The following is a 13,544-nucleotide window of genomic DNA, read 5'->3' as shown; positions in this document are numbered from 1 at the left end:
TTTACATCCAGCGCTCTGATATGCATCATTTAATTATTCAATATACTTTCCTGCTGGCTGTCATTGTTTTTGTGGTTATGCTGGCCAGGAAAATCAACATCTCTTACCCCATATTACTGGTAGTATCCGGGCTATTTTTGGGTTTTGTGCCGGCATTAAGGGGAATTGAAATTGAGCCGGAAATGATTTTCGTGATTTTCCTGCCACCGCTGTTATACGAATCTGCCTGGAGCACCTCCTGGAAGGATTTCTGGAAATGGAGAAGAATGATCATCAGCTTTGCATCTCTCATCGTTATCGTCACTTCATGTGTCATTGCAGAGGTATCAAGCCATTTGATCCCTGAATTTACCCTTGCGTCAGGATTTTTATTAGGTGCCATCATTTCGCCGCCTGATGCGGTGTCGGCTACCAGCGTTTTAAAAAATGTAAAAATACCCAAACGGCTGGTTACGATATTGGAGGGCGAAAGTCTTATGAACGATGCTGCCAGTCTAATTGTTTTTAGCTTTGCCATGAAAGCTGTTACCAGTGGCAAATTCGTTTTTACAGCCGCTGCTTCCAGTTTTGTGATCGTCATTGTGATGGGGATTGCCACAGGTGTAGCTGTAGCGATAATCTTTTATGCGATACATCGTTATTTGCCTACAACCACCAATATTGATATTATCCTCACTTTCATTACTCCCTATGCCATGTATATCATTGCCGAAGAATTCCATTTTTCCGGTGTACTGGCAGTGGTAAGCGGCGGCTTGTTTCTTTCTGTAAGGCGGCATTCTTTTTTAAGCCATCAAAGCCGGCTGCAGGGCATTAATGTGTGGGAGGCTATTTCTTTTGTACTGAATGGATTTGTATTTATGCTGATAGGGTTGGAATTTCCTGTGATCATCAAAAATCTTGGTCCCAGTGGTTTAAAAACAGCTGTTACCTATAGCGCCATTATTGCAGGTGTATTGATTATCACCCGTTTGGTGAGCACCTTTGGCGCCTTCTGGTTTACGATATTCATGAGGAAGTTTATCAAAACCGCAGATGACAGCCGCGACTGGAAAGCTCCGGTTATATTAGGCTGGGCAGGTATGCGCGGCGTGGTATCCTTAGCGGCAGCCTTGAGTATACCGGTAGCCTTTCATTCAGGCGAAGCCTTCCCCAACCGTAACCTCATCCTCTTTATTACTTTCTCGGTGATCCTGGTCACGCTGATCCTCCAGGGCTTAACCTTACCCTTTCTGATCAAATGGCTAAACATGCAGGATCCCGACCATACCGTTTCTTATGAAGAGCAGCAAAACCGGGTCAGGAAAAAACTTTCTATGCTGTCCCTAAATATTTTGAACACCAAATACCAGAAAGAGCTGGAAGAAAATGAAATGGTAATGGCCATTAAAACAAGATTGGATGCCGATATTGAATTGCTGAATGATTGGGACAAACAGGATAACCGGCACCAGGTTGATGATTATTTTGATGATTATAAAATCATCATGGAAGAATTATTAGATGAGCAGCGCAAAATGCTCAAGAACTTAAATAAAAAAGAGAATATCAATAACGAACTCATCCGGCAGCAGCTCACCCTGCTCGATCTGGAAGAGGAGAAAATGCGCCAGCATTTTATCAATGATGTCGAATAAGATATAACTAGTTAATCATCACCCTGATTACATCGTTAACCATTTACAGGAAGAACAAAATAGAATGTGGCACCCTGACCAGGTTCACTTTCTACCCAAATTTTTCCATTATGGCGTGCAGCAATTTCTGCACTCAAATACAGCCCGATTCCAAAACCAGATATATTATTGTTGTGTTCTACCCTGTAGTACCGTTCAAATAGTTTTTCTATATCTTTTGCTTCTATACCTATTCCCTGATCTGTGACAGTAATCTGAGCCATTCCATCGGTCAAACTGCAGCTGATTTTGATTTCACTGTTTGAAGGAGAATACTTAACGGCATTACTTAACAGGTTTGAAATTACATTACCTATTTTGTCTTCATCTGCAATAATTTCAATTTCTGCAGAAGGCAGATAAGTAAAATGGTGACTCGAATCTACCAAACGGGCTTCTTCAATCAGATTTCCCAGCAATTGATCCAGCCTGAAAGCACTTTTGTCTAACACAATCTTTCCTGATTCTAACCTCGAAATATTTAGGAAACCATTGATCATACTGGTCATTTTTTGAACCTGTCTGCTTGCTTTGTCCAATACCTCTGCTGTAAAAACATTCTGTTCCTTTTTTACTTTCATCTGAAGGATTTGAACATATCCTTTTAATGAGGTTAGCGGTGTCTTTAACTCATGGCTTACCATGCCAATAAAAGCATTTTTACGTTCATCATCTTTTCTCATCTCTGATATATCCATCACCACGCCTGTAAAAGCAGAAAACTCACCGGATGGATCTGCTTTTAAATTGCCCATTGCCCTCAGCCAGCGTATTTTTTGATCATGGAAACCCAATACAGGATAAGACACATCGTAATTCCCATTACCGGCAATAGCAGCTTCCAATATAGTTGAAACATATTCACGGTACTCTTCGGTAATCTGACCAACTGCATCTTCAATAGTAATATCTTCTTCGGGGTAAAAACCGAACAATTCTTTGAGCCTGGCTGAAGTTATAAATTTACGGGTTACAGAATGTATATGCCAGGTTCCAAAATTAGCAGCTTCAATTGCTAATCTTAGGGCTACTTCTGCCTCTTCCACCTTCTGGCGGGAAAGTACCTGTTCTGTCACATCGGTGGCAGTGATAATGATAGAATCCACCTTTCCCAACGCATTTGTCAGGGGTTGAAATATAACATTGAAATACAGGTCTTTTTGCACCCCATTATGAGTTACTTTCGCCTGTGATTCATTGCTGTAATAAGCTTTACCATTGGCAAACAAGGCTTCTAAAATAGGAAGCACCCTTTCATTTTCGGCTGTTAAGACCCCGCCTAAAGGACTGCCAATAACAGCGCTGTCTTTCCCCCAAATTTCCAGCATTTTCTCATTCACAGATTCTACAATGAGGTCCTGTCCATTTAATACCGCAATTCCAATCGGTGCAGCAGTGATCAGCTGGCGAACCCTGTTTTCACTAATTGCCAATTTAGAATAGGTAGCGTTCAAATACTCCTGTGCGCTGATCAGCTCTTCATTAGCAGCATGTAACTCTTCATTTGAAGCCGTTAACTCTTCGTTAATTGCCGCCAAATCACCCGCGAGCCTGGTTTTTTCTAATTCATCATTTTTGCGATCGGTAATATCCACGCAAGAGCTGATATAACCTGCAAATGATTGATCAGAACGAAAACGGGGTGGTGCTTTAATCAGCATCCACCGGTACTCACCGGTTTTACTCTTTATTCTTAATTCCCCTTCAAAAGGAATACGTAACTCAAATGCAGTTAAATAGGCCTTTATCCAGCCTCTTTTATCGTCGGGATGGATGAGTTCTGTCCAGCCAAAATTCAGCAACTGATCTGTAGATAATCCGGTTAATTCATACCAGGCCTGATTTAAATAGGTAATAGCGCTGCTTTCATCTGATACTGAAATCAATATGTCTGTTCCCTCGGCCATTGTTTTAAAACGTGCTTCGCTTTCAGCTAGCTCCTTGATACGGTTTTCAACACGCTGCTCTAACTGCTCGTTAGTGCTGCTTAGCTCTTCCTGGCTTTGGGCAAGTTCTTCATTGATTGCGCTAAGTTCTTCATTGGCTGTAGCAAGCTCTTCATTGATGGCCTGCTCCTGCATCAGCAATTGTTCTTTTAAATAAGCATCTTTTAAAACTTCCCGGTTCAAAAACTGTTCAGTAACATCAACTGCCGTATGCAATACACAAATCGTATTGCCTTCTTCATCTTTTATCGCCCGGTACTCAAAATCGAAATAAAAGGTTTTTATCTCTCCATCCACTTGAATACTGGCCGCAGTATCATTACCTGATAAAGTTAAACCTTCACGCCAAACCCTGGCAAACATCTCAATAAAGGGCTGTCCAACCAATTCAGGAAGGGCTCCGGCAAGAGACTTCCCAATAATACTTCTATCCTTTCCCCAAATATTGAGCATGGCATCATTTGCCATCTGGATGACTGCTTCTTCTCCTATATGCACTGCTGTAGCAGTTTTTGTAGCATTTAGCACTTCTAACAATTGGTGTTCACTTAACAAAGCAGGCATGGTGTTCATCAGCAGATTTATATTACAGCGGGATTAAACATAATATTCATGCCAATCTATCAACAAATCAAAATTTTTATATACAATCTGCTTTTTTGCCTCTCCAGTTTAAACTCCTTAATATCTGGTATCCCGGATCATTGCGGGATGCTGAATGCATTCAACTCCACGTTAGCTAAAGGTTAGGTAAACAGTTAACATACGTCCTGGTTACATATACTGGCTAGTCACCCTTTAGCTACGGTTTAGGAAGCCTGTAGGTAAATGCGTCTTGCATGGGGCAATAAAGCATCCGGGAATCACTAAAGATATTCCAATGCACCAATTTGTGTAATCTATTTATATCCTTATCTTTAACGCCGTTTACCTAATCAAATACCCTTGGACGAAAACGCATTAGATATTTCCAGCGAGTTAGACCGCATTAACTCTATACCGGTTATCACTACCATATTAGAGGTCATTAGTGGTTACACAGGTATGGGTTTCGTGGCGGTAGCACGCGTTACCAAAAAACAGTGGCTTGCCTGTGCGGTTAGCGACAAGATTAACTTTGGCTTGTTACCTGGCCAGCAGCTGGCCCTGGAAACAACCATTTGTAAGGAAATTGAAATTCATCATGAGCAGGTAGTAATAGAGCATGTGGATAACGATCCAACTTATAGTAAACACCATACTCCTGCCACTTATGGTTTTCAGAGTTATATTTCTACACCTATTTTTTTAACTGATGGTAGTTTTTATGGAACACTGTGTGCTATTGACCCTAATCCTGCACAATTAAAGTCGCCCAAAACCATTGGCATGTTTACCCTGTTTGCCAATTTGATTGCCACACATTTAAGTGCCATGAACCAACTGGCGATTACAAAAACAGAATTACTGGAAGAAAAAGAAACCGCAGTATTACGGGAACAGTTTATAGCCGTTTTGGGACATGACTTGCGGAACCCGGTAAGTGCCATCGGTAACAGCGCACAATTATTGATGCGGACACTAAAAGACGAGCGCTCTTTAAGGCTCGCTACCATTATAAAGGATAGCACCTATCGTGTTACAGGCTTAATCGATAATGTGATGGATTTTGCCCGCGGCCGGTTAAGCCAGGGGCTCAATGTAGATTCAAAACCTATTAAGGATATTGAAAAGGTTTTGCAGCATGTGATTTCAGAATTAAGATTGATCTATCCTGGTACAACTATTACTACCCAATTTAAATTAAATGAACCTGTCACAGGAGACAGCAAAAGAATTGCCCAGCTATTTTCTAATCTTTTAGGTAATGCCATATCACATGGTGATGCTGGTATGCCTATCCATGTTAGTGCACAGATTGACAACAGGGAATTTATTTTATGTGTTTCCAATTCAGGTAAAGATATTCCTGAGGAAGTGATTAAAAAGCTATTTATGCCTTTTACGCGCGGCGTCGCCGGGCGTTATAAGGAAGGTTTAGGCTTAGGTTTATACATATGTTCTGAAATCGTAAAAGCACATCAGGGAAAAATTGCAGTTACCTCCAAAGACGGGGCTACCTGTTTTAAAGTTAGCTTCCCTATATCATAAAGTCATTGACTTAATCCCTTCATGATAAGAATTATAAATGCTTGATGAAGGGCAGGAACGAAATAGAAAAACGCAACAACCAGGGTAACGGCAAGCAGAAATTGGTATTTCATATCGTGAATTTTTAAAATGAAGCGGGCAATTATTGGCACGAGACATCCTGCTCCCTCCAAAAAGGGAAAAAAATGGGTTTCAAAATGTCTGATGTTATTGAACGCTGATTTGTTATCTATACTTAATTATGTGCCTCTAAGAGTAATGGAGGTTCTTCTTTTTTTGTCTTGAATTTTGCGATCAGGTGGTCAATGATCAGATACATCGAAGGCACTACAAAAAGCGTCAGGATCATGGAACTGGTTAAGCCTCCTATAATCACCCATGCCATACCGTTCTTGATTTCTGCACCGGCACCACTTGCCAAAGCGATGGGCAACATCCCAAGGATCATAGCCAGGGTAGTCATCAGGATGGGTCTTAACCTTTCCTTTCCTGCTTCAATCAGGGCTTCTTCAACCGGACGCCCTTCAGCTTTTAAATGGTTGGTAAAATCCACAATCAGAATAGCATTTTTTGATACCAGTCCAAGCAGCATGATCATACCTATGATGGAGAAAATATTGAGGGTTTGCATGGTCAGCGCCAGCGCCAGTAAGGCTCCAACCAGGGCAACAGGGATTGAAAAAAGCACTACAAAAGGATAAACTGCATTTTCATATAAGGCTACCATAATCAGGTAAACCAGTACAATGGCAACCATTAAGGCAAATCCGAGACTACCAAAAGCATCACCCTGATTTTTCAGGTCTCCCAAATATTCTACCGTTATCCCCGGAGGTAACTTAATACCGCTTACTTTCGCCTTAATATCATCACCTACAGACCCTGATGGCCTTCCTATTACATTAGACTTCACCGTAATGGAGCCTAATCGGTCACTACGTTCCAAAACGGTTTCCCCAAGTCCTTGCGTAACATCGGCAAACTGGCTCAAAACAAAGGTCTGTCCGTTGGTATTGGCAAAAGATAAATTTCTTACATTATTAATATCGGTCCGGTCAAATCTGTCCAGGGCGATACGTATATCATATTCGTTTCCAGACTGCTTAAACTTGCTCTTATCATTTCCGCTAAAGGCATTTTGCAGTGCCGCCCCTACCTGGCTGGCATCTATACCCAACAAGGTCATCTTCTCCCTGTTCAGGTTCACCTCTACCTCTGGCTTCTGATTTTTCACAGAGAGTTCTACAAACTGGGTACCGGCTACTGTGGTCACGGCTTTCTTATACTCCTCTGCAACTTTCCTTACGGCTACCAGGTCAACGCCTTTAATGGCGATCTGGATTGGTGCCTGGTTAGCCCCTCCCGTAATGGAGGTTGGAGAAGACGTAATCTTCACCCCGGGAATAACTTTACTTAATTTCTTTTGCAGCAGCGAGCCAAAATCTTCTGCAGTAATATTTCTTTTGTTCTTATCTACCATGGTCACAGTAATCTCGGCAAGGTTGGCATTATTGGTAGTCCCCGCAACGCTTCCGGTGATAAAACCGATACTGGAGAAGACCCGTGTCACCTCGGGCTGTTTCATGATCAGCTTTTCTGTCTGCTGAGTGATCATATTGGTTTGATAGAGTGACGCAGAAGGCGCCAGTTCAAGGTTAATTAACAACTCACCCTGATCGGCCGAAGGAATAAAGGCAGCACCTACAAAACCAAAACCAACTAAAGAAATACTGCCAATGATCAATAAGATCACAGCGGTTAACAAATATCTTTTTTTATGGATAGCTATGGCCAGTAACTTTCCATAATCATCTGAAAGTGTATGCAGAAAACGTTCAAAGCCCAGGTTCAGCTTTCCCCATAAACTTTTTTCATTCAGTTTTTCAATCTTACCAAATTTACTTGCCAGCATGGGAGTAACCGTAAAGGACACAAATAAGCTCATAATGGTTGAAAAAACTACCACCAGGGAAAACTCCTGCAGCAATGAGCCGATGATACCACCAGAAAAAGCAATCGGCAGGAACACCACAATGTCTACCAGGGTAATTGCCAGTGCGGTAAAACCGATCTCGCTTCTTCCTTCTAAAGCTGCTGTCTCTTTGTCTGACCCCATTTCCAGGTGCCGGTAGATATTTTCCAGTACCACGATCGAATCATCTACCAGGATACCTACTACCAGCGACATGGCCATTAATGTCATCAGGTTGAGCGAAAATCCTAAAGCATACATGGCAATAAATGTAGGAATGATGGAAGATGGAAGTGCCACCAGTACAAACATAGAACTCCTGAAGCTGTGCAAAAAGGCCAGCATCACTATACCTACAATCACCACGGCAAGCCCCAAATCTTCCATCACCCCGTCGGCCGATTTCAGCGTATAGATACTCTGATCAGAAGACACGCTAAATTTTAAATTACTGGATTGATACTGGGTTTCTATAGCTGCAAACTTTTTCTTTACCTGCTCACTTACATCTACCGCATTGGCATCACTTTGTTTGATGATCTGTATCCCGATGGAAGGAACACCGTTAATGTGGTTAATAGCGGTTGTTTTTGCTGTGGCATCTACCACCTCTGCAATATCTTTGAGGTAAACACTGCCACCTCCCGGCCTCTGCTGAACAATCAGGCCGCGAATTTGATTCATGGAAGTAACGTTCGCATCAAAATGGATGGACATCTGCTGGTTGCGGGTTTCAATATTACCGGCAGGAAAAGATTGATTGGCTTTACTTAAAGCCTCTGTTACCTGCCCTATCCCTAAGCCATAGGCGATGAGTTTATCCTGATCGATATTCACCTGGATTTCGCGTTTATCACCGCCAATGATATTCACCTGCCCTACCCCGGCAACATTTTGCAGGATCGGAAGCAGCTGTTTGTCTACAAAATCATAAAGGTCACGCGGAGATAATTTTGACGTTACCCCGGCCTTGATTACGGGGGCATCCTCCAGATTTACTTTATTTACGATTGGTTTATCGATATTATCAGGCAGGTCATTTTGCGCCTGGTCTGCTTTCCGCTGAATATCGCGCTCTGCCTGGTCAATATTTGTACCCGTTTTAAGCTGTACAACAACGCTTGATATACCTTCCTGCGAGGAAGAAGTAATCTTGTCTAAACCTTCAACAGAAGAAAATGCATCTTCCAGTTTTTTCGTTACCGACGTCTCTACTTCTGCTGCTGCAGCACCGGCATATACCGTACTTACAGTTACGGTAGGTACTTCTAACTTAGGCAGCAGGTTATAATTTAAACTAAAATAAGACCGGGCACCAAAAATAAAGAGCACGGTAAATACTACAATTATAAGTAAGGGCCGCTTAACGGCAATTTCTGTGATTGACATGTTAGCTTGTTTTATTTAGACACACTTACCTGGGCACCTTCTTTTAAATTGATCTGACCCGAGGTCACCACCACTTCACCGGCCTTTAAACCGCCGATTACCTGAATAAAATCATTCATTTCAATTCCCGTTTTGATTGGTTTCTGATGAACTTTTCCATTTTCCACCACATATACGCTGGCATCCTTAATACTCTCTGTTAGCGCTTCCCGCGGGATGAGCAACACGTTTTGTTTGGTTTTCCTGGTAAAGTCGGCATACACAAAAGTTCCTGAGCGCAGCAATGAACTCTCTTTATTCTCTGCTAAAATCTCCACCTTATAATTATGTGTTTCATCGGCCTGTGGACTAATAAATGTAATTTTCCCGTTAAACACCTGGCCAGGATATACGTCGGTAGTAATTTTTACCTGCTGACCATTTTTCACCTGGTAAACCTCATTTTCAGTCAGGTTAAGCTGAACTTTTGCCTCCGATAAATTGACAATTGTGGTGATCTCAGCTCCTGCATTGGCAAATACACGCTGCTCCAAAGGTTTTTCAGCAATGATACCACTGGTTGGTGCTTTTACCGCTGCATCAGAGATTTGCTTTTTAACCTGGCTCACCTGGTTGGCAGCATCCAGATAATTCTGACGGATCTCATTCACCTTTTCCTGTGTGGCAGCCTGTCCCGCCAGTAATTCCGTGTAATTTTCCAGATCACGTTTTAATTTAGCGGCGTTGGTTTCGGCCTTTTGCAAGTCAAGCTGCATCAGGCGTGTATCCATTACCGCCAGGATCTGGCCCTCATGTACATGGTCGCCAAGGTTAAACCGCAGCTGCTGAATGGTACCTCCTACGGTAGACAATACTTTAGCCTCTTTAAATGGTGCCAGGCTTCCGGTTTTGATCAGGCTGATTTCCTGAAGCTCTTCTTTAACCGCAGCAACTTTCACCGGTATGCGTACCAGGCTATCCTGGGCAGGTTTCTTCTTTTCATTTAAGGTATGCTTATTTGAAGCCAGCCTAAAAACGATCAATGCCAGGAGTACCAGAATGATTAATCCTATGATGTATTTACGTTTCATATGTTAAAGTGAGGTATAAAATGTTTTAAGACTGCCGCCAGCTTTCTCCAGGTCTAATTTGGCCTGTAAAAAAGTATAGAGCGAATTGAGATAATTATTTTGTGCTTCCTTAATGGAATTTTGGGCAGTGAGCCAATCGGTGAGATCAGTAACCCCCTTTTTGTATTGCAGATCTGTGGTCCTGAATACAGATTGGGCCAATTGAATATTGCGCTTATCATTTTCCAGGTTGCTTTGGGCTTTAGCCAGTTTTGTTTTGTTATTTTCAAATTCCAGCTCATACTTATCTGCGTCGATTTTGAGGTTCTCTATCGCATTCAAGCTTTTATATTTGGCCTGCGCATACTGTGCATTCCGCTTAAAGAAATCAAAAAGCGGTATGCTTAATTTTAACCCAATGGCAGAATAAGGACTCAGATCTCTAAATGAAGGGCCTACAGAATTTCCGAAACCTACCGCGCCATAACGGGCATAACCGGTTAACTTAGGAAGCCCGCCGGCTTTGATCCTGCTCTGGTCTATATCCAGAAGTTTAGAATTAACACCAGAAAGCTGGTAATCTGTACGGTTACCTGCGGCAAAAGTATTGTCGGCCGTCCTGGCTTCTGCCATAAACGTCACTTTCTGCTGCGCTACCGTGTCAATTGGCAATTCAGTATTAATGGGATAACCCATTCCATACTTAAGCTGGTTTTGGGCCAATGTTAAATTACTCTCTGCAACATGAATTTGCGAAACCGCATTGTTGTAGTCAACCGTAACTTTATCGAGGTCTTTTTGCAAGGTAACACCTTTCTGCACCTGCAATCTGGATATCTCCATCTGTTTATGGTAAGTTGCCAGGTTCTCTTTAATCAGGCGCAGCTGCTCACGGTAGACATAAATCTGATAATAAGAATTGCTGATGTTGTAGATAATTGTTTCCTGGTTCTGCCTGATGTTCAGTTCCGCTTCCTGCTTGTTATATTTATTTGCTTTGAGACCATTTAGCAGCGACTGGTCATATATAGTCTGGTCTAACTGAACTATCCCATTGGTATTGTATTGCTGACTGAAAGCGATCTTTAGCGGTTCATTACCAAAAATTCCGGCAGGGATAACAGACTCCTGGACTTTCAGGTTATCGTCAAAAGTCCCGGTAATACTTACCTTCGGCAGGTAATCGGCAAGGGCCTCCTTTGCCCTGGCATCAGCTGCTTTCTTTTCGTTTTCATAAACCACATTACTGCGGTTATTTTTTAAGCCATAATCTATACATTCCTTTAAATCCCAATGTTGCTGTGCAAACAATTGAAATGGAAGAAAATAGATTAAAGCAAACAACATGTTTTTTTTCATGGGCTTAGTCTATATTGTTGCCTCAACGTGTAAATGGTTGTGCAATAAAATACTATACTACAAAAGTATTCTCAAAGAACTATAATTTTGTTGATCTGAAAATGAAAAGGACAAAATGAACAATGAAACGGACAGGAATTTGGGATTTTTTTTGAGTTTCAAAATAAAGATGTGCGTATCAGGCAAGGTTATTACTGTTCAATCCATTTTAAAAAAGGCTGGGCTTTGATTTTACTTACAATTACCTTTTCAGGAAGATCAATTTTAGTAATCACGAAAAGCTTTCTGTTAAAGTAATGCTCAATATCACTGATATGATCACGGTTAACAATAAATTTGCGGTTAGCCCTAAAGAACTGATAGGGATTGAGCATCAGCTCCAATTGTTCGATAGTATATTGGATGGGATAGGTTTTTACACTTGAAAGGTAAATATGTACCAGGCCTTCTGAAGCATAAATAACCTGTATATCTGACACACGAACGGGGATGATCTTTTCGCGGTAATGAACAAGGATATTTTGCTTGTAACTGGTATCCATCTGAAGAATAACTTTGTCCAGATTAATTGCCCGCTGATTAGTAGTCAGCAGATAGTCTTTGTAACGCAGATATTTTTCCAGGCTTTTTTGCAGCATGTCTTCTTCAATCGGCTTTAATAGATAATCTATACTATTGGATTCAAACGCCTTGATGGCATAAGAATCGAATGCAGTACAGAATATAACAGAGGTTTCAATTTTAACTTCCTTAAATATCTCAAAACTCAAACCGTCACCTAACTGGATGTCTGAGAAAATGAGCTCAGGTGCCGGATTGTTTGTTAACCACTTGACTGCCGAAGCTACTGAAAGCAAAATTGCCTCTACCTGTATCTCACTATCGAGCCCCATCAGCATATCCTGCAACTCTTTTGCTGTATTTAATTCATCTTCTATTATGATTACTCTCATCTTTTATTAGCGGTAAAGTGACTGAAAATTTTCCTGCAGCGTTTGAAATATTGATTGGTTTATCGATTAATAGCCTATATCGCTCACCTATATTTTTAAGACCTGTGCCCGTTCCATCTTCCACATGTTTTTTAAGCTGAAGATTATTTTCAACAATCAGCGCCGGAGAATTATCTGTCTTGATCAGTATATGTAAAGGCTGCTCCCTTGAAATAATATTATGTTTTATTGCGTTTTCAATCAGCAGCTGTAAAGAAAGAGGTGGAATAACAAAATTCAGGTATTCATCTGATATCTCTATGGAAATCTGAAGTGATTCCTGAAACCTCTGGTCCATGATATAAAGATAAGATTTTATAAAAACCAGTTCTTCCTGAAGTGGTGTTAAATAGTGTTCATTATAATTCAATACATAACGATACACTGTACCCAGTTGTACAATATAGTTTTTGGTTAAACGATCTGTAGCAATTGTTTTTAATGTACTTAAAGCATTAAATAAGAAATGCGGGCTAATTTGCTGCTGTAAGGATAACAATTGGGCACGGAGATGTTCCTGCTCCAGGATTTGATTTTCAAGTTTAGAATTCTGCAAAGCAACGTTTGCATGTATGCTGTAAAAAGCAGAATAACAGATAATACTAAAAAAACAGCCTGCAGAAATTGAACTGATGATATTTTTGGTTGGGTTTGTATTAGTAATTAAATGTGAAGAAGGCAGTATTTCATACAGTAAACAAGCCATACAATATATAGCAAAAATTGCTGTAAGATTACTTACAAAAAATTTGGTTATACCACGTAGAAATGGGATTTTATGCAAAAGGAAATAAGCGTGAACAAACCATCCGGCAAAGATCAGGGAGAAAATACGCAGGAAATAATCTAAACAATCCCATATACCTATCTCTTTAAAACCCTGCTGCCGAATAAACAGCGTGCTTATAGTAAACATCCCTGCCATTACTATATACCATTTGATTTGATAGGCTTTAAACATATACAAATGTATTTCTAAAATTTAAACAGTTTGATGATTCCACATTGCCGGTTATTCATTAAACCGTTAT

At 40.9% G+C, this 13,544-nt stretch carries 8 protein-coding genes; 2 read left to right on the top strand and 6 right to left on the bottom strand.

The features are described from left to right. The first annotated feature begins 20 nt into the window (after positions 1-20). Positions 21-1,637, top strand: coding sequence for a Na+/H+ antiporter (locus tag GSQ84_RS24225; RefSeq protein ID WP_158799958.1), 1,617 nt, complete (start codon positions 21-23; stop codon positions 1,635-1,637). A gap of 35 nt (positions 1,638-1,672) precedes the next feature. On the opposite strand, the gene GSQ84_RS24220 is transcribed toward GSQ84_RS24225, so the two are convergent. Beyond that, on the bottom strand, positions 1,673-4,195 hold the full coding sequence (locus GSQ84_RS24220; protein ID WP_158799957.1) for a PAS domain S-box protein: 2,523 nt from the start codon (positions 4,193-4,195) through the stop codon (positions 1,673-1,675). Between the two features lie 372 nt (positions 4,196-4,567). On the opposite strand from GSQ84_RS24220, the gene GSQ84_RS24215 reads away from it, so the two are divergent. Continuing rightward, positions 4,568-5,752, top strand: a complete 1,185-nt coding sequence (locus GSQ84_RS24215; protein WP_254070969.1) for a GAF domain-containing sensor histidine kinase — start codon at positions 4,568-4,570, stop codon at positions 5,750-5,752. 235 nt (positions 5,753-5,987) lie between these two features. On the opposite strand, the gene GSQ84_RS24210 is transcribed toward GSQ84_RS24215, so the two are convergent. The 5 genes from GSQ84_RS24210 to GSQ84_RS24190 form a co-directional block, all read right to left on the bottom strand. Further along, positions 5,988-9,113 (bottom strand): efflux RND transporter permease subunit, encoded by a 3,126-nt coding sequence (locus GSQ84_RS24210; RefSeq protein WP_158799956.1) that lies wholly within the window; start codon positions 9,111-9,113, stop codon positions 5,988-5,990. Between the two features lie 11 nt (positions 9,114-9,124). Continuing rightward, entirely contained in the window at positions 9,125-10,183 is a 1,059-nt protein-coding gene (locus GSQ84_RS24205; protein ID WP_158799955.1) for an efflux RND transporter periplasmic adaptor subunit, read from the bottom strand. A gap of 3 nt (positions 10,184-10,186) precedes the next feature. Next, positions 10,187-11,521 carry a TolC family protein gene (locus tag GSQ84_RS24200; protein ID WP_158799954.1) on the bottom strand — a complete coding sequence of 445 codons (1,335 nt, stop codon included), beginning with the start codon at positions 11,519-11,521 and terminating at the stop codon, positions 10,187-10,189. Positions 11,522-11,712: 191 nt separating this feature from the next. Next, positions 11,713-12,474 (bottom strand): LytTR family DNA-binding domain-containing protein, encoded by a 762-nt coding sequence (locus GSQ84_RS24195; protein ID WP_158799953.1) that lies wholly within the window; start codon positions 12,472-12,474, stop codon positions 11,713-11,715. Further along, positions 12,449-13,474, bottom strand: coding sequence for a sensor histidine kinase (locus GSQ84_RS24190; RefSeq protein WP_158799952.1), 1,026 nt, complete (start codon positions 13,472-13,474; stop codon positions 12,449-12,451). Before GSQ84_RS24190 ends, GSQ84_RS24195 begins: the two co-directional genes overlap by 26 nt. Positions 13,475-13,544: the final 70 nt, after the last annotated feature.

It is taken from the genome of Pedobacter sp. L105 (assembly GCF_009765875.1).
Taxonomy (GTDB): domain Bacteria; phylum Bacteroidota; class Bacteroidia; order Sphingobacteriales; family Sphingobacteriaceae; genus Pedobacter.
Note: the sequence above shows the minus strand (reverse complement) of the source record. Positions and strands in the feature narration are given on the sequence as shown.

Excerpts from the sequence above, each read along its gene's own strand:
- GSQ84_RS24225 (WP_158799958.1), top strand. The coding sequence starts at position 21 with ATGCATCATTTAATTATTCAATATACTTTCCTGCTGGCTGTCATTGTT.
- GSQ84_RS24220 (WP_158799957.1), bottom strand. The coding sequence starts at position 4,195 with ATGAACACCATGCCTGCTTTGTTAAGTGAACACCAATTGTTAGAAGTG.
- GSQ84_RS24210 (WP_158799956.1), bottom strand. The coding sequence starts at position 9,113 with ATGTCAATCACAGAAATTGCCGTTAAGCGGCCCTTACTTATAATTGTA.
- GSQ84_RS24205 (WP_158799955.1), bottom strand. The coding sequence starts at position 10,183 with ATGAAACGTAAATACATCATAGGATTAATCATTCTGGTACTCCTGGCA.
- GSQ84_RS24200 (WP_158799954.1), bottom strand. The coding sequence starts at position 11,521 with ATGAAAAAAAACATGTTGTTTGCTTTAATCTATTTTCTTCCATTTCAA.
- GSQ84_RS24195 (WP_158799953.1), bottom strand. The coding sequence starts at position 12,474 with ATGAGAGTAATCATAATAGAAGATGAATTAAATACAGCAAAAGAGTTG.
- GSQ84_RS24190 (WP_158799952.1), bottom strand. The coding sequence starts at position 13,474 with ATGTTTAAAGCCTATCAAATCAAATGGTATATAGTAATGGCAGGGATG.